This is a genomic window from Variovorax jilinensis, assembly GCF_030316885.1.
Lineage (GTDB): Bacteria > Pseudomonadota > Gammaproteobacteria > Burkholderiales > Burkholderiaceae_C > Variovorax > Variovorax jilinensis.
This window is the reverse complement of the sequence record NZ_JASZYQ010000003.1, coordinates 751,617-767,789: the sequence shown is the minus strand read 5'-3', so window position 1 is coordinate 767,789 and position 16,173 is coordinate 751,617. Positions and strand designations below refer to the sequence as shown.

The 16,173-nt window shown below is 66.4% G+C and carries 16 protein-coding genes; 3 read left to right on the top strand and 13 right to left on the bottom strand.

Translation table 11 applies throughout. From position 1 onward, the window contains the following. Nucleotides 1–52: 52 nt before the first annotated feature. The 13 genes from hemP to bfr form a co-directional block, all read right to left on the bottom strand. The gene (gene hemP / locus QTH87_RS15250) at nucleotides 53–262 is read right to left on the bottom strand and encodes a hemin uptake protein HemP (RefSeq protein WP_286610205.1); all 210 of its coding nucleotides are present in this window, start codon (nucleotides 260–262) and stop codon (nucleotides 53–55) included. A 91-nt stretch (nucleotides 263–353) separates the two neighbouring features. Next, the gene (locus QTH87_RS15245; RefSeq protein ID WP_286610203.1) at nucleotides 354–767 is read right to left on the bottom strand and encodes an ExbD/TolR family protein; all 414 of its coding nucleotides are present in this window, start codon (nucleotides 765–767) and stop codon (nucleotides 354–356) included. A 5-nt stretch (nucleotides 768–772) separates the two neighbouring features. Then, on the bottom strand, nucleotides 773–1,486 hold the full coding sequence (locus QTH87_RS15240; protein ID WP_286610202.1) for a MotA/TolQ/ExbB proton channel family protein: 714 nt from the start codon (nucleotides 1,484–1,486) through the stop codon (nucleotides 773–775). Between the two features lie 18 nt (nucleotides 1,487–1,504). After that, nucleotides 1,505–2,200 carry an energy transducer TonB gene (locus tag QTH87_RS15235; RefSeq protein WP_444812795.1) on the bottom strand — a complete coding sequence of 232 codons (696 nt, stop codon included), beginning with the start codon at nucleotides 2,198–2,200 and terminating at the stop codon, nucleotides 1,505–1,507. A 105-nt stretch (nucleotides 2,201–2,305) separates the two neighbouring features. Continuing rightward, nucleotides 2,306–2,578 carry a (2Fe-2S)-binding protein gene (locus QTH87_RS15230; protein WP_286610199.1) on the bottom strand — a complete coding sequence of 91 codons (273 nt, stop codon included), beginning with the start codon at nucleotides 2,576–2,578 and terminating at the stop codon, nucleotides 2,306–2,308. A 116-nt stretch (nucleotides 2,579–2,694) separates the two neighbouring features. Continuing rightward, nucleotides 2,695–3,375, bottom strand: a complete 681-nt coding sequence (locus QTH87_RS15225; protein ID WP_286610198.1) for a Fe2+-dependent dioxygenase — start codon at nucleotides 3,373–3,375, stop codon at nucleotides 2,695–2,697. Nucleotides 3,376–3,463: 88 nt separating this feature from the next. After that, nucleotides 3,464–5,857: a catecholate siderophore receptor Fiu gene (locus tag QTH87_RS15220; protein ID WP_286610196.1), complete on the bottom strand. Its 2,394-nt coding sequence runs from the start codon at nucleotides 5,855–5,857 to the stop codon at nucleotides 3,464–3,466. A gap of 235 nt (nucleotides 5,858–6,092) precedes the next feature. Next, nucleotides 6,093–7,493, bottom strand: coding sequence for a sulfite reductase subunit alpha (locus tag QTH87_RS15215; RefSeq protein WP_286610194.1), 1,401 nt, complete (start codon nucleotides 7,491–7,493; stop codon nucleotides 6,093–6,095). After that, nucleotides 7,490–8,509 carry an FAD:protein FMN transferase gene (locus tag QTH87_RS15210; protein ID WP_286610192.1) on the bottom strand — a complete coding sequence of 340 codons (1,020 nt, stop codon included), beginning with the start codon at nucleotides 8,507–8,509 and terminating at the stop codon, nucleotides 7,490–7,492. The genes QTH87_RS15215 and QTH87_RS15210 overlap by 4 nt, the downstream gene beginning before the upstream one ends. A gap of 32 nt (nucleotides 8,510–8,541) precedes the next feature. Continuing rightward, nucleotides 8,542–9,345 (bottom strand): DUF4198 domain-containing protein, encoded by an 804-nt coding sequence (locus QTH87_RS15205; RefSeq protein ID WP_286610190.1) that lies wholly within the window; start codon nucleotides 9,343–9,345, stop codon nucleotides 8,542–8,544. A 38-nt stretch (nucleotides 9,346–9,383) separates the two neighbouring features. After that, nucleotides 9,384–9,908, bottom strand: coding sequence for a DUF2271 domain-containing protein (locus tag QTH87_RS15200; protein ID WP_286610188.1), 525 nt, complete (start codon nucleotides 9,906–9,908; stop codon nucleotides 9,384–9,386). 19 nt (nucleotides 9,909–9,927) lie between these two features. Beyond that, the gene (locus QTH87_RS15195; protein ID WP_286610186.1) at nucleotides 9,928–10,572 is read right to left on the bottom strand and encodes a PepSY-associated TM helix domain-containing protein; all 645 of its coding nucleotides are present in this window, start codon (nucleotides 10,570–10,572) and stop codon (nucleotides 9,928–9,930) included. 211 nt (nucleotides 10,573–10,783) lie between these two features. Beyond that, nucleotides 10,784–11,260 (bottom strand): bacterioferritin, encoded by a 477-nt coding sequence (gene bfr, locus QTH87_RS15190; RefSeq protein ID WP_286610184.1) that lies wholly within the window; start codon nucleotides 11,258–11,260, stop codon nucleotides 10,784–10,786. A 219-nt stretch (nucleotides 11,261–11,479) separates the two neighbouring features. Between bfr and ahpC the strand changes: the two genes are divergently transcribed. The 3 genes from ahpC (at nucleotide 11,480) to QTH87_RS15175 (ending at nucleotide 16,160) form a co-directional block, all read left to right on the top strand. After that, entirely contained in the window at nucleotides 11,480–12,052 is a 573-nt protein-coding gene (gene ahpC, locus QTH87_RS15185) for an alkyl hydroperoxide reductase subunit C (RefSeq protein ID WP_126472795.1), read from the top strand. Nucleotides 12,053–12,133: 81 nt separating this feature from the next. Then, nucleotides 12,134–13,714: an alkyl hydroperoxide reductase subunit F gene (gene ahpF / locus QTH87_RS15180; RefSeq protein WP_286610179.1), complete on the top strand. Its 1,581-nt coding sequence runs from the start codon at nucleotides 12,134–12,136 to the stop codon at nucleotides 13,712–13,714. Nucleotides 13,715–13,943: 229 nt separating this feature from the next. Further along, nucleotides 13,944–16,160 (top strand): TonB-dependent hemoglobin/transferrin/lactoferrin family receptor, encoded by a 2,217-nt coding sequence (locus tag QTH87_RS15175; protein WP_286610177.1) that lies wholly within the window; start codon nucleotides 13,944–13,946, stop codon nucleotides 16,158–16,160. Nucleotides 16,161–16,173 lie beyond the last annotated feature (13 nt).

Here is a 16,173-nt window from a genome sequence, read left to right as displayed (position 1 = left end):
GAATCTCCTCGAGTCGCCCCACGATGAAACTTGCGCGAGGGGCAGGCTGAACCTACTTGGTGAGGATCAGCTTGCCGAGTTTGGTGGCTTGCAGGCGGTAGAGCGAGCCGTTGTGAAGGATGCCGACAGCCTTGCTGCCCTTGAGAAGCTCGGCGCTTTCGAGCAAGGCGGCCGGGCGAACCGCCTCGGCAGCACGGCCACCACCCGAGTGGTCCAGCGAAGGATGGCTCAGAACGGTGAAGGTGTTGGGCGTGGCAGTCATCTGGAAATCCCTTTGCTGAAGCGATTGGTTAATGATAACCATTCTCAATTGAAAGTCAATCGCCGCGATTGATTTAATTTGTAGCGGGGCGCTACTTGGCGTCCGGCTCGGTGATGAAACCGATCTTGCGCACGCCGGCCTCGCGTGCGGCCGACATGGCCTGCGCGACGCGCTCGTAGCGCACGGCCTTGTCGCCGCGGATGTGCAGTTCGGGCTGCGGATCCTTGGCGGCCTCGGTGGCGAGCCGGCCGATGAGTTCGGCGTCCTCGATCTTCTGCTCGTTCCAGTAGTAGCTGCCGTCGGCCGCGACCGTGAACAGGATGTTCTGCGGCTTGGTCTGCTCCGGTTCGCTGGTGGCGCGCGGCAGATCGATGTTCACCGCATGCTTCATGACCGGCACCGTGATGATGAAGATGATCAGCAGCACCAGCATGACGTCGACCAGCGGCGTCATGTTGATCTCGTTCATGACCTCGTCGGGCTCGTCCTGTGTTCCGAATGCCATGGTGCTCAGACCTTCTTGAGCGGAACGACCGTGGCGTCGCCGCCGCTCTGCACGCGGGCGCCCGTGACGAAGTAGGCATGCAGGTCGTGCGCGAAGCTGTTGAGCTTGGTCAGCACGAACTTGTTGCCGCGTACCAGTGCGTTGTAGCCGAGCACGGCGGGAATCGCGACCGCGAGACCCAGCGCCGTCATGATCAGCGCTTCGCCGATCGGGCCGGCCACCTTGTCGATGGTCGCCTGGCCGGCCGAGCCGATGCTCATGAGCGCGTGGTAGATGCCCCAGACCGTGCCGAACAGGCCGATGAAGGGGGCGGTGGAGCCCACCGAAGCCAGCACCGCAAGGCCGGTCTGCAGGCGGGCCGTGAACTCGTCGATGCCGTTGCGCAGCGCGCGCGTGATCCAGTCGCTGACGTCGAGCGCGTCGTGCAGATGCGCCTTGGTGTTGCGATGGTGGGCGGCGGCCTCGCGGCCTTCGAGCGCCAGCACGCGGAACGGATTGCTGTCGTCCTTGCCGAGCTTGGCCAGCGCGGTGGCGAAGTCTTCGCTGTGCCAGAAATCCTGCGACTGCTTCGCGAGGCGCTTGTACTTGATGACGTCGATCGCCTTGATGAGGATCACGATCCAGGAAGCGAGCGACATGCCGATCAGCAGCACGGCGACAGCCTTGGTGACGAAGTCGCCTTGCTGCCAGACATTCATCAGGCCAAAGTGGGAATCCATACGAACTACTCCAGAAAATTAATTGAGAACCCAGTTGATCGGTACGTTGAACTCCATCGGTTCGACGACCCCATTTCGTTTGCCCGGCACGTAGCGCCAGCTCATCACGGCTGCGCGTGCCGCCTCGTCGAGCCGCTCGTAGCCGCTCGAGGTGCGAATGCTGGCCTGCTTGGGCAGGCCGTCGGTGCCGATCAGCACGCGCACGATGGTCTTGCCCTGCTCGCCCAGCCGCTTGCTCATGGCCGGATAGACCGGCTTCGGGTTCTGCAGGTAGTCGGCGTTGCTCGACGGCAATTGCACGGAAGGCGGTGCGGGTGGCGCCGGCGGTGGTGCGGGCGGCTCGGGAGGGGCGGGCGGCGCCATCGGGGCCGGCGGCGGGGGCGGCTCGACGCTGCCCGTGGGCGCGTTCGGAGCAGGCGTCGGCTTCGGCTCGCGGATCGCCTGCGGGCGCGGCGGCGGTGGCGTCTTGGTGATCTGCTTCTTGGGCTCGGGCGGCGGAGGCGGGGGCGGGGGCGGCAGTTCCTTGGGCTTGGGTGGCTCGATGAACTCGCTGAGGATCTCGACCGGGATGATCACCTCGGCAGCGCGACGCAGCAGACCGCTCTGCAGCGCCCAGAGGGCGGCGACGTGAAACAGCACCACGCTGCCGGCGATGATGGCATTGCGCGACAGGCCGAGGGCCGTGGGGGGCGGGGAAAAGCGGTCAGACACGATCAACCATTCGAATGCGGACGCCACGGGTGGCGTCCCGGTGCAGCAAAACCGCTACGCTAAATTCTTACTTGCGGAAAATCCACCAGACTGAACTGGCGACCAGAATCAGACTGCCGCCGAGCGCCGCGAAGAGTTCCATGCGTTGCTTTCCTGGATGGAATTGGCAAGCTGGATCGCCTGGACGCCGGTTTCACGATGCAGCGCGGCGACCGGATGCGAAGCGCTGCACTGTGCGACGACGTCGCGTGCGCAGCCTTCGCACTGGCCGCACTGGGTGGCCACGCCGAGTTCGAACTGCACTTCGTCGAAGGTCATCCCGGCGCGCGCATGGCGTGCGATTTCACGGTCGGACACTCGGCGGCAGACGCAGACGATCATGGCGATGCAGACGGCTTGTAGCTGGCTTGTTGAAGAAAGACCCAATTATAAATACGAATTCTTCGCATTTGCAATAACTATTGCGAGCGAAGGGCGACACGGCGTCGGGGCAGGCCTCAGATCTCCGACCACATCCGCAGCAGGTTGTGGTACTGGCCGGTCAGCGAAATCGTCTCTTCGCATTCGCCAACGCGCCCGCGCAGGCGCTGGATCACCTGGTCGAGCTCGAACAGCATGCCGCGCCGGGTGTCGTCGCGCACCATGCTCTGGAGCCAGAAGAACGAGCAGACCCGGGCCCCTTGGGTCACGGGATGCACGCGGTGCAGGCTGGTGGAGGGGTAGAGGATCAGGTCGCCGGCCGGCAGCTTGACCTCGTGCGAGCCGTAGGTGTCGACCACCTCGAGTTCGCCGCCTTCGTATTCTTCGGGATCGCACAGGAACAGGGTGCACGAAAGGTCGGTGCGCAGCTGTTCGCCGCTGCCGGGCACGGAGCGTACCGAACCGTCGACGTGCAGGCCGTAGTGCTCGCCGCCCTCGTAGCGATTGAAGAGCGGCGGCACGAAGCGCAGCGGCAGCGCCGCCGAGAAGAAAAGCGGGCTGCGCGACAGCGCGGCCAGGACGGTGCGGCCGAGTTCGCGGCCGACCGGCGAGTGTTCCGGCAACTGGCGATTGCGCTTGACGCGGGCGCCCTGGTCGCCGACGGTCTCGCGGCCGTCGATCCACTGGGTGGCCTCGAGCGTGGCGCGCATCTCGCGCACCTGTTCGGCGCTCAGCACATCGGGCACGTGCAGCATCATGAGTGAAGTCCTGCGAAATGAAAAAAGCCCCGACCATCGGGCGGGGCTCGAGTGTCGCATCGCGCGGATGCGCGCGGTTTGACCCGCGTCAGAACGCGAAGTTGGCCGTCACGCGCGCCGAGCGCGGAATGCCCGGCGTGTAGCGGTAGCCGCTCTTGTTGATCGCCGCCACGTACTGCTCGTCGAAGACGTTGTACAGGTTCAGCTGAAGGTCGACGTTCTTGTTGATGCGGTAGGAAGCCATGGCGTCGAACACCCAGTAGGCGTCGGTGTAGGCGGGCGTGCCGACCGCGCCATCGGTGCCGCGATGCAGCTTGCCGTTGTAGCGGGCACCCCCGCCGATCGTCAGGCCGAAGGGCAACTGGTAGCTGGTCCACAGCGTGAAGGCATTCTTGGGCGTGTAGGCCAGCACTTCGGTGCCGTCCGCGGTCACGGCCGGGCCGCTGCGCACCGAGGTGTCCATGGTCGTGAAGCCGGCGCTGACGCCCCAGTTCTCGGTGATCGCGCCGGCGGCGCCGAGCTCGATGCCCTGCACGCGCTTCTTGCCGGTCTGGTAGTACAGCAGCGTGGTCGGGTCCTGCACGACTTCGTTCTTCACTTCGGTGCGATAGAGCGCAGCGGTCAGCGACAGGTTCTTGTTGAGCACGTCCCACTTGGTGCCGACCTCGTAGGTGGTGGCTTCCTGCGGATCGAAGTCGGTGCGCGAGGCGCTGCTGCCGGTGCCGGCCGCGGCCAGTGCGAAGTTGGCGCCGCCCGGCGGTTGCGAGGAGGTGCCCCACGCCGCGTAGATGCTGCCGTTCTCGGCCGGCTTGTAGACCACGCCGAGCTTGCCGCTCCAGAGGTCGCCCGAGGTCGACAGGTCGGTCGGGGTGATGGCGCGCGACGGCAGGGTCAGCGCAGTGGCCGAGTAGCTGGTGTCGTAGTGGTCGTAGCGCAGGCCACCCGTGATCTGCCAGTACTCGTTGATCTTCATCGTGTCGAAGCCGTACAGGCTGACCGTGTCGGTCTTGCCGAACGAGCCCGTGCCGTTGGAGATCCGGTTGTAGCCGACCACGTTCGGGTTCGGGTTGTACAGGTTGGCGACGGGCCAAGAGCCTGCCGGCGCGAAGGTGGTGGCGACGCCAGGGAAGCCCGGGCCGTAGAAGTTGCCGAGCGTCTGCTCTTCGCGCATCAGCTCGAGGCCGACGTTCGTCGTGTGGCTGAAGCTGCCGGTGTTGAACTTGGACGACAGGCTGGTCTGGTTCAGGAAGATCGTGTTTTCCTGGTCCTTGTTGGTCGGCAGGTTGCGGGTGGTGGTCCAGGTCAGCGGGTTGGCCGGGTTCGGCGTCGCGATGAAGGCCGCGGTGACTGCCGGCACGGTGCCGCGGTAGGTGCTGGTCTGGCCGACGCGGCTTGCCGTGAGGCCGCCGAGCATGAAGGCCGTCAGCATGTAGTCCTGCTGGGTCTTGCCGTAGCGCGTGACGTTGCGCACCGTCATGTCGGGCGTGATGTCGTGCTCGACGCGCGCGGTGAACATGTCGGCCGTGACGTCGTTGAAGTCCTGCGACGTGCCGTAGAAATTCTTCGAGTCGACCGGCTGCGCGAAGTTGAGGAAGGTGCGGCGCAGGATCGGCGAGTTGATCAGCAGCGCATCGGGCGTCGAGTAGCCGGGCAGGCCGATGGTCGGCACGCCGCCATCGGGCACGTTGTCCTGCTTCACGTGCAGGTAGTCGAGGAACACGCGGGTCGGCGTGTTGAGGCCGAAGGCGATGGACGGTGCGATGCCCCAGCGCTTGTTCTTGACCTCGTCGCGGCCGGCGACGCCGCCGTCTTCGGCGACCGCATTGATGCGGAAGGCGGTGGCGGAGCCGTCGGCGCTGCCGATGACGCGGTTCCAGTCGAGGGTGCCGCGGCCGAAGTCGGCGCTGCCGTAGGTCAGCGAGCCCGAGAAGCTGTTCTCGAGCTTGGGCTTCTTGCTGATCAGGTTGATGTAGCCGGTCGGCGAGGTGCGGCCCACGTCGGTGCCCGACGGGCCCTTGACCACTTCGACCTGCTCGATGTTGAACATGTCGCGCGAGATGGAGCCGAGGTCGCGCACGCCGTCCACGAAGATGCTGCCCGAGGCGTCGAAGCCACGCATGAAGATCGAGTCGCCGGTGTTGGTGTTGCCGTTCTCACCGAGGAAGAAGGCGCCCGCGCCGGGTGTGTTGCGCAGCGCTTCGGTCAGCGTGGTGGCGCCCTGCTCGCGCATCAGCGCCTCGGGAATGACCTGGATCACCTGCGGGATGTCGACCAGCGGGGCGGTGAACTTGGGGTTTGCCGAGTTCTCGACCCGGAACTCGTTGGCCGTCGTGTCTTCGACGCGGACTTCCTTGAGGGTGCTCGCAGACGTCTGTGCGGTCGCTGGCAGGGACATTGCGATCAGCGTGGCGGCGGCGGCCGCGCTGCCGAACGGGGGCAGCGCGCGCGCGACGGCATGCTTGCGGCTCTTGATGTAGGCCATGAGGGGTTCTCCGGAAAGGGCAGGAAAGCTGAGAACTCGACTGGCGGGTCCCGTGGGGCCTCGGCGTGGCGCGGCGGCTGGGATTGGCTGGGTGAGCTGATTCACGGAAACGCGAAGTCACGAAATGATAATGAATCTCAATACGACTGTTAACCTGCTGACACCGCCGCGTACCAATTCGTAGAAATTTGGGAGATTCGCGGCCGAATTCGTTGCGCGTGCGCAACTGGCCGTCTCAATAGACGTCGCGCCGATACCGGCCTGTGCTTGTCATCTCGCGCATCAGCGTGTCGCCGGCGATCTGGCGCAGCGCCGCATCGACGCCGCTCGCCATGCCCTGGAGGCTGCCGCAGACGTACATCGCGCCGTCGCGCGCCAGCAGTTCGCGCACCTGCTCGTGCTGCTGCAGCAGGCGGTGCTGCACGTACCGGCGCTCGGCCTGGTCGCGCGAGAAGACGAGGTCGATCCGTGCCAGCACGCCGCTGCGTTGCCAGGCTTCGATCTCGTCCCGGCACAGGAAATCGTGGCGGGCGTTGCGCTCGCCGAAGACCAGCCAGTTGTCGTGCAGGCCCAGTGCCGCGCGGCTGCGCAGATGGCTGCGCAGGCCCGCCAGGCCGGTGCCGTTGCCGATCAGCAGCAGTGGGCGTTCGCGGTTGTCGCCGAGCCGGAAGCTGCGATGCGGGCGCAGCCGCAGCGCGACCGTGTCGCCCGGATCGAGACTTGCCGTGAGCAGGCCCGAGGCCGCGCCGAGCGTGCCGTCCGGGTGCTGTTCCTGGCGCACGATCAGTTCGAGCTGGCCGTCAGCCGGCACCGACGCGATCGAGTAGTCGCGCGGGCGGCCCGGGTCGCTCGTCAGCACGAGCTGGGCGATGTCGCCCGATTCCCATTCGGGCGCCGCGCCGGCGGGGGGTGGCGATGCGGGCGCGAATGCCAGCTCGTAGACCGGCCCACCTGCGCTGCCTTCGTTGAGGAGCCGGCGCGACACCAGCCGCCAGGGCAGGGCGACGGCCTCCGGCGCCGGCACCGTCGGCGCCGCGGCCGTGCCGCCTCCGCACTGCGCCTGCCAGGCCGCGAGGCTCGCGGGCTCGGCGTTGTCGACCTCGATGCGTGCATGGCTGCGCACGGCTCCGGCTGCATGCAGCCAGTCGTCGAGCTGGCGGCCGAAGCGGCAGAAGTTCGCGTACTGACGGTCGCCGAGCGCGAGCACCGCGTAGCGAAGCGAGGAAAGCTCGGCGGCCGCGCCGCCCATCACGCGTTCGGCGAACACGCTGGCGCCGTCGGGCGCATCGCCCTCGCCGTAGGTGCTGGCGATGAAAAGGGCCTGCGGCGCCGTGCGCAGCAGTTCGGCATCGACGTCGTTGAGCGACAGCACGCGTGCGGGCGTGCCGGACGCATGCAGCCAGCGGCCGGTCTGCCACGCCAGTTCCTCGGCCTGGCCGGTCTGGCTGGCGTGCAGCACCAGCGTGGCGGCGCGGCCGCTGCCGCCAGCCTCGGCGCTGCCCCCGGCGAGCGCGCGCGCCATCCGTTCGTGCTCGGCGCGTTGCCGGCGCTGGCGCCAATAGATGGCGGCACAGAGGCCCGCGTAGGCCAGCACCGTGAGGCACGCGGCCAGCGTGCGCAGCGCCGTCTCGCTCATCGGACGTCGGCGCAGAGCGTCGGCCAGCCTTCGCTCGCGTAGCACGCCGGGCCCGCGTCGGCACGGCAGACGAACAGCGCGGCAATGCCATGGCGGCGCGCGAAGGCCAGGCCCTCCTGGGGGCCCAGCACGCTCAGCACGGTGGCGAGTGCGTCGGCCTGCATGCACTCGCGGTGCAGCACCGAGACCGATGCGAGCGCACGCGGGGTCGGCTCGCCCGAACGCGGATCGAGCGTGTGCGACCAGCGCCGGCCCTGGTGTTCGTGTGCGTGCCAGCGGTCACCCGAGGTGGCGATCGCCATGTCGTCGAGCGCGATGCGCTGCGAGCAGCCGGGCAGGGCCTCGACCTGCACCTGCCAGCGCGCGCCATCGGGCCTGCGCCCTGCCGCGCGCAGTTCGCCGCCGACCTCGACCAGGAAGTCGCGAATGCCGAGCGACTGCAGCGCCTGCGCCGCCTGGTCGACCCCGAAGCCCTTGGCGATGCCCGACAGGTCGAGCACCCCGCCGCCCGGTTGCAGCAGGCTGCCCTGTGCGGGGTCGAAGGCCAGGCGCTGCCAGCCCACGCGTTGGCGTGCGAGCGTGAGCGCGGAATGCGAGGGCGGCTCGGGTGCGGCCGATCCGGCCGCATGGGCGCCGAAGCCCCACAGCGCGACCAGCGGACCGACGCTCGGATCGATGGCGCCGCCGCTGGCTTCTGCCCAATGCACGGCGCAGGCGATCACCTCGGCGAACTCCGGGGCCAGCAGGTGGCGGCTGCCTGCGTCTGCACGGTTGAAGCGGCTGATGTCGGAATCGGCCTCCCAGGTGCTCATCTGGGCGACCACGCGGTCGAGCGCGTCCTGCACCGCTGTGCGCACCGCATCGAGCGGGAGCATGGCGGGGTTGTGAAGGCGCAGCGACCAGGTCGTGCCCATGCTGCGGCCGGCCAGGTCCTGCAGGCTCGCCGGGTCGGCGCGGCGCGGCTGGGGCGAGTTGGCGTAGCCGCCCGCGCGCCGGACGGCGAACGAGGGGCGCATCGGCGCCGGATCGCTCAGAAAGGGGCCGAGGCTCAGGGCATCACTTCCAGGGTGGCGGCGTAGCTCAGGCGGCGTTCCTTGGCCTGGGGCACCGAAGTCTTCTTGTCGGTGGTGCTGGCATCGAGCCAGTACATGCCGGCGGCCGGCCAGGTCACGCTGAACTGGCCCTTGGCGTCGGTCTTGATCTTGAGCTCGTCGAGCTTGTCGCGGTAGCGGGTATCGCCCAGCGTGACCGTCACGTCGAGGTCCCTGGCGGGCTGGCCGTCGAGATTCATCGTGAAGAGGGTCTTCTCGCCCTTCACGAGGTCGGTCGGGTTGGCCGTGATCAGCTCGAGGCCCTTGCCGCTCGGGCGCAGCGCGCTGGGCTTGCCGACGGTGACGAAGGTCTCGTTGCGGCCTGCCGATTGCGTGACCTCGACCTCGGTAGCGTCGGCCGGGATCTGGCTGGCGATGTTCTCGGGCGTGCCGCGTGCGCGTTTCTGCTGGCCGGTGGCCTTGTCCTTCCAGCGCGCGAAGACGCCGTCGTTGGTCAACGCGACGCGGTAGGTGCCGGGCTGCGTGAGGTTCAGGTCGAAGCCCGCGCGCAGCTTGCCCTTGAACATGTTCTCGGGCTTGAGGGCGCTGCCGTCGGGCGCCGTCACGACCAGGCTGTCGAGGTTGAGCGGGTTGTGGTTGAAGAAGAAGAGGTCGTTCGAGACCGCGGCGTCGACCGTGATCCAGTCGGCCTTCGACAGCACCGTGGTCGAGGGCATGAGCCAGGCGTTGTGGGCCTGCACGGCAGCGGTGCCGGCGCAGAGTGCGAGGCCGAGGGCGAGGGAGCGCAGATGGAGCTTCATGATGAATTCCTCAGGAGATGGAGTGAACGTTGGAGGGCTCAGGGCTTGAGTTCGAGCGAGACTTCGCCGAGCTCGCTGTTGCCCGCGACCTGCGACTGCTCGGCCTTGGTGGGCGGCCACTGGAACGGGATGCTCACGATCTCGCGGCCGCCGACTTCGCGCGCCGCCTCGACATACAGCTTGTAGGCACCGGGAGCCAGCTTGGGCAGCGTCACCGAGCCTTCGGCGGCCGTGATCTGGTGCTTGCCTGCAGGCCGGGTCGCGCTGCTGATGCCATCCACCGGCATCTGCAGCTCCCGACCCGTGCGACGCCACCATTGGCGCAGGTCCTTGAGCCACTTCGTGCCTTCGCCCTCTGCATTGCCGCCCTTGTTCTTGACGTCGTACCAGACCGCGAGCGTGCTCGCCACCGACTGGTCGGGCCGCTCGATCCAGGCCGCGACGTAGGGGCGGTGGTATTCGGAGACGTTGAGCCGGGGAATGTCGACGTTGACCGTCAGCCCGGCTGCGAAGACCGGCGCGCCGACGAGCGCCGCGAGCGCGAGGGAATAGCGAACTTGCACGAAAAACCTCTTTCCAGGATCAGTGAATGAAGAGCAGCGCGAGCAGCACCGGGATCACCAGGCCCATGCCGACCATCGGCCAGGTGAAGGGCCGGTTGCCCGCATGCATCTTGAGGATGAACAGGCCCGTGATCGAGAACACCAGCGTGGCGCCCGCGAAGATGTCGATGAACCAGCTCCAGGCGGCTCCGCTGTTGCGGCCCTTGTGCAGGTCGTTGAAATAGGAGAGCCAGCCGCGGTCGGTGAGCTCGTACTCGGCCTCGCCGTCGCCGAGGCTGACTCGCAGCCAGGCATCGCCGCCCGGGCGCGGCAGCGAGAGGTAGATCTCGTCATCGGTCCACTCGGCCTCGCGGCCCGCGGTATCGACCGACCATTGCTTCCCGATCCACGCCTGCAGGGCTTCGGGCAGCTCGGCCTTGCCCTTGTTCGCCTTGGCGGCCGGCACCTGCTGGCGCAGCGCCTGGCGCAGCGCGTCGTCCACGTTCGCGGTGCGGCTCGTGACCTTGGGCTTGGCCTCGATGCTGGCCGCGTGATTCAGCGTGAAGCCCGTGATGCCGAACAGCAGCAGGCCGATCAGGCACAGCGCGGAGCTCACCCAGTGCCACTCGTGCAGGGTCTTGAGCCAGTAGGCGCGGCGGCGGTTGTCGGAGGTGGCAGCGGTCATCGAAGCCCGCGATTCTAGCCTCACAGATGAGAATGAATTCTATTTGCAAGCTCGTCCTCGCCGGGCCGACGGCGGTGCGCTCGGCCTTCCGTGCCGCATCCGGAAAGGAATGATTGCTACCTTTTCGATAGCAATGAAGTTTCGTAAAGGCGAAAAAAAGCGGGGCCTCGGCCCCGCTCGCAGTGTTTGCACCCTGGGCGCCTTCGTCGCCTTACTCGACTTCGGCCATCTGCGACTGCAGGTAGTTCTGCAGTCCGACCTTGCCGACCAGGTCGATCTGGGTCTCGAGGAAATCGATGTGCTCCTCGGTGTCGTCGAGGATGCCCTGGAGCAGGTCGCGCGAGACGTAGTCGCGCACGGTCTCGCAATGGGCGATGCCGGCCTTGATCGTGGCCTGCGCCCCCAGTTCGGATTTCAGGTCGCACTCGAGGATCTCGGGCACGTCCTCGCCGACCTGGAGCTTGGCCAGGTCCTGCAGGTTCGGCAGGCCGTCGAGCATGAAGATGCGGTCCATGAGCTTGTCGGCGTGCTTCATCTCGCCGATCGACTCCTCGTATTCCTTCTTCGCCAGCTTGTCGAGGCCCCAGTGCTTGAGCATGCGGTAGTGCAGGAAGTACTGGTTGATCGCGGTCAGCTCGTTCTTTAGCTGCGCCTGCAGGTGGTCGATGACTTGTGGGTCGCCCTTCATGGTTTTTCCTTGTTCTTCAAAGGGTCGATTGTGCGAGGCGCGCCCCGGGGCTGGCAACAAAGTCCATGCGCCCGCGCTCTGCATGCGGGTGAGGGTGATAGGTGTTCGCATTCATTCGCCCGCCTATGCATTTAATAGTGTGGAGCTATCAAATGGAGCATATTAGTAGTTATACTAATGGCTCGCACCCTTCTTATCAGCCACCAAGGAAATCCAAGCATGTCCCTGATCAATACCGAAATCGTCCCGTTCAAGGCCACCGCCTATCACAACGGCAAGTTCGTGCCCGTCAGCAACGAGAACTTCAAGGGCAAGTGGTCTGTGGTCGTCTTCTACCCGGCCGACTTCACCTTCGTGTGCCCGACCGAGCTCGGCGACCTGGCCGACCATTACGCTGAATTCCAGAAGCTTGGCGTCGAGATCTATGGCGTCTCGACCGACACCCATTTCACGCACAAGGCCTGGCACGACACCTCCGACACGATCGGCAAGGTCAAGTACCCGCTGATCGGTGACCCGAGCCAGCAACTGGCACGTGCCTTCCAGGTCCTGATCGAGGAAGGCGAAGACGCCGGTCTGGCCTATCGCGGTACTTTTGTGATCGATCCCGAAGGCAAGATCAAGACCATCGAAGTGCACGACAACGGCATCGGCCGCGACGCTGCCGAACTGCTGCGCCGCGTGAAGGCTGCCCAGTACGTGGCAGCCCATCCGGGCGAAGTCTGCCCCGCCAAGTGGACCGAAGGCGCGGAAACGCTCAAGCCTTCGTTCGACCTGGTCGGCAAGATCTAAGCCGCTCGTTCGCGCCACGGCCCGGGCGCGTTCGCTCCCGGGCCTTTTTGTTTCCAACGCATTTCAGGAAGTGAGTCATTCATGCTCGACGCAGGCACCCAATCGCAACTCAAGAGCTACCTCGACCGCATCACGCAGCCGGTGGAGATCGTCGCGTCGCTCGACGACAGCAAGGCGTCGGGCGACCTGCGGGCACTGCTGAAGAACGTGGCCGATGCATCGCCGCTCGTGAAGGTGACCGAGAGCCTCGACGACAACAATCGCAAGCCCTCGTTCTCGATCAACCGCCCCAGCGAGAACCACGGTCCGCGCTTCGCGGGCCTGCCGATGGGCCATGAATTCACCTCGCTGGTGCTTGCGCTGCTGCAGGTCGGCGGCTACCCGCCGAAGGTCGACGAGGCCGTGCTGCAGCAGATCCGCGACCTCGACGGCGATTTCGAGTTCGAGATCTACATCTCGCTCACCTGCCACAACTGCCCGGACGTGGTGCAGGCGCTCAACCTGATGGCGGTGCAGAACCCGCGCATCCGCGCCACGATGATCGATGGCTCGCTGTTCCAGGACGAGGTCAAGGAGCGCCAGATCATGGCGGTGCCCACCGTGTTCCTGAACGGCACCGAGTTCGGCCAGGGCCGCATGAGCCTCGAGGAAATCCTCGCCAAGATCGACACCAGCGGTGTCGAGCGCGAGGCGAAGAAGATCGCGGCCAAGGCCCCGTTCGACGTCCTGATCGTGGGCGGCGGCCCGGCCGGTGCGGCAGCGGCCGTCTACTCGGCGCGCAAGGGCATCCGGACCGGCGTGGCCTCGGAGCGCTTCGGCGGCCAGGTGCTCGACACCATGGGCATCGAGAACTTCATCTCGATCCGCGAGACCGAAGGCCCGAAGTTCGCGCTGGCGCTCGAGGAGCACGTGCGCGACTACGACGTCGACATCATGAACCTGCAGCGCGCTGCGGCGCTGGTACCCGCGGACGATGGCCTGATCGAGATCAAGCTCGAGAGCGGTGCCTCGCTCAAGAGCCGTTCGGTCGTCATCTCGACCGGCGCGCGCTGGCGCAACATCAACGTGCCTGGCGAGCATGAATACAGGAACAAGGGCGTGGCCTATTGCCCGCACTGCGACGGACCGCTGTTCAAGGGCAAGCGCGTGGCGGTGATCGGCGGCGGCAACTCGGGCGTCGAGGCGGCCATCGACCTCGCGGGCCTCGTCGGCCACGTGACGCTGATCGAGTTCGACAGCAAGCTGCGGGCCGACGAAGTGCTGCAGCGCAAGCTGCGCAGCCTGTCGAACGTCACGATCCACCTCAACGCGCAGACCACCGAGATCACGGGCGACCAGCAGAAGGTCAACGGCCTGGTCTACAAGGACCGCACGAGCGGCGAGAGCCACTCGGTGCCGCTCGAAGGCGTGTTCGTGCAGATCGGCCTGGTGCCCAACACCGACTGGCTGCGCGGCGCGGTCGAGCTGTCGAAGCACGGCGAGATCATCGTCGACGCCCGGGGCCAGACCTCGGTGCCGGGCGTGTTCGCGGCCGGCGATGCCACGACGGTGCCGTTCAAGCAGATCATCATCGCGGCCGGTGACGGTGCCAAGGCAGCCCTGAGTGCCTTCGATCACCTGATCCGGAGCTCGGCACCGGTCGAGGAAGCCGTCGCCGCCTGACGACCTGCGCTTCCCGGCAAGGCCGCGCTCCATCACAGGATGGAACGCGGCCTTTTTTGCGCCCGATCGCTACCCGGAAAGGTCCGTCAGCTTTGTAAGGATAAGAATCATTCGCATATGATTTGTGGTTCGGGTCCATCGACCCGTTCCACGGCCAGCCAGGCGAGGCGCGCAGCCCATGCGTCGCGGTCCCAGCAAGCAGCTCGACAACTGTTTTCTGGACCTCCAAGTGGCATATCTCCCCGTTCTCGCGCATCGACTCAAGACTCTTCCGTGGCTGATCGCCTGCGGCTTCGGCGCTGCCGCCATGGCGCAGGAAAGCGGCCCGGCCCGCATCACGGCGCTCGGCGAAATCGTGGTGAGCGGGTCGCGCACCGAGCAGATCAAGGACGACATCCCCGCCACGGTCGAGATCATCGATCGCGAACAGATCGAGTTCGAGCAGATCCACGACATCCGCGATGCGGTGCGCGACATCCCCAACGTGTCGGTGCGGCGCGCGCCGGCACGCTTCGGCTTGGCCACCGGCAACACCGGACGCGACGGCAATGCGGGCTTCAACATCCGCGGCCTGGACGGCAACCGCGTGCTGATCATGAACGACGGCATCCGCTCGCCGCGCAGCTACGTCTTCAGCGCCAACGCGTTCGGACGCGAATACTTCGACATGGGCCTGGTCGAGCGCATCGAGATCATCAAGGGCCCGGCCTCGGCCCTGTACGGCTCGGACGGCCTGGCCGGCCTGGTCAACTTCATCACGCGCAGCCCCAACGACATCCTGGGCGCGGACAAGACCTTCGGCGGAAGCGCGAACGTGGGCTACAGCGGCGACGACAACGGCTGGTTCGCGGGCGTCACCATGGCCGGCCGTGCCAGCGACACCGTGAGCTGGCTGGTGTCGGCCAATGGCAGCCGCACGCACGAGCTCGAGAACATGGGCACGAACTACGCGTGGAACACGGACCGCACGGCACCGAACCCCGAGAGCGGCGACAACAAGTCGCTGCTGGCCAAGGTGATCATGACGCCGACCGCCGCCCAGACGCACACGCTGACCTTCGAGCATGTCGACAGGGCGAACGCCTACAACCTGTTGTCCGGCCTGTCGAAGCCGCCGCTCAATGCGGCCTCGGTCATCGGCCTCGGCGCGCTGACCAACCTCCAGCGCGACCGCCTGACCTGGGACGGCAGGCTGCGCGTCGATTCCACGCTGGCCGACAGCGTGCTCGGCTACGTGAGCTACCAGAAGGCCAGCTCACGCGAGCAGGCCTGGGAAAACCGCTTCATCTCTGCCGACCGCTCGCGCGACGTCACCTACGACGAGAACACCTGGCAGTTCGGCTTGCAGGCCATGAAGACGATCAACATGGGTTCCTGGGCGCAGCACATCACCTACGGCATCGACTACACCGACACCGACGTCAAGAACCTGCAGACCGGCGTGGTGCCGCCGGCCGGCGAGGTGTATCCGCTCAAGCGCTTTCCCGATACGCGGGAGAAGACCGCGGCGTTCTATGTCCAGGACGAGTTCGTCCACGACCGATGGAGCATCACGCCGGGCGTGCGCTTCGACAGCTTCGACATCGACGCCGATCAGGCCGGCTTCAATGCGCGGGCGGTGTCGCTGTCCGACTCGGCCGTGTCACCCAAGCTCGGCATCCTCTATCGCGCAACGCCGCAGCTGACCTTGTACGGCAACTACGCTTCCGGCTTCAAGGCACCCAATGCGTTCCAGGTCAACAACTTCTTCGAGAACGTGACCTCGGGCTACCTGACCATTCCGAACCCCAACCTCAAGCCCGAGACCAGCCACAACTTCGAGCTCGGCACGCGCGGTCGCTACGGCATCCTGAACTTCGAGGCGGCAGCCTTCACCGGCAACTACGACGATCTGATCGAGAACGATCGCCAGGTCGGCGGCGTGTTCGGTTCGCGAACCAATCCCGCGGTGTTCCAGTCGGTCAACATCGCCAGCGCGCGCATCTACGGCTTCGAATTCAAGGGCGAGCTCGACTGGACCCGGAACGGCACCGGCTTCTCGCTGCCCTTCGCCTACGGCCAGACGCACGGCGAGAACCGCACGGCCAACGTGCCGCTCAATTCCATCGATCCGCAGAAGCTGGCGGTGGCGCTCAAGTACCAGGCGCCCACGTGGAGCGTGCGCCTCGATGCGGTCCATCATTCCGCCAAGCGCCGCAGCGACGTCGATCCGGCCGAGGTCGCGACCGGCGTGCAGTTCCTCGCACCTTCCGCCACCACGCTGGACATCAACGCCCAGTGGCGCATCCGCCGCGACCTGCGCCTGAACGTGGCGGTGGTCAACCTGACCGACAAGAAGTACTGGATGTGGAGCGACATCCGTGGCCTGGCCACCAGCTCCACGATCCGCGATGCCTACACCCAGCCCGGACGCCACTTCAACGTGTCGCTCGTGGCCGACTTCTGATTGCGAGACGAGA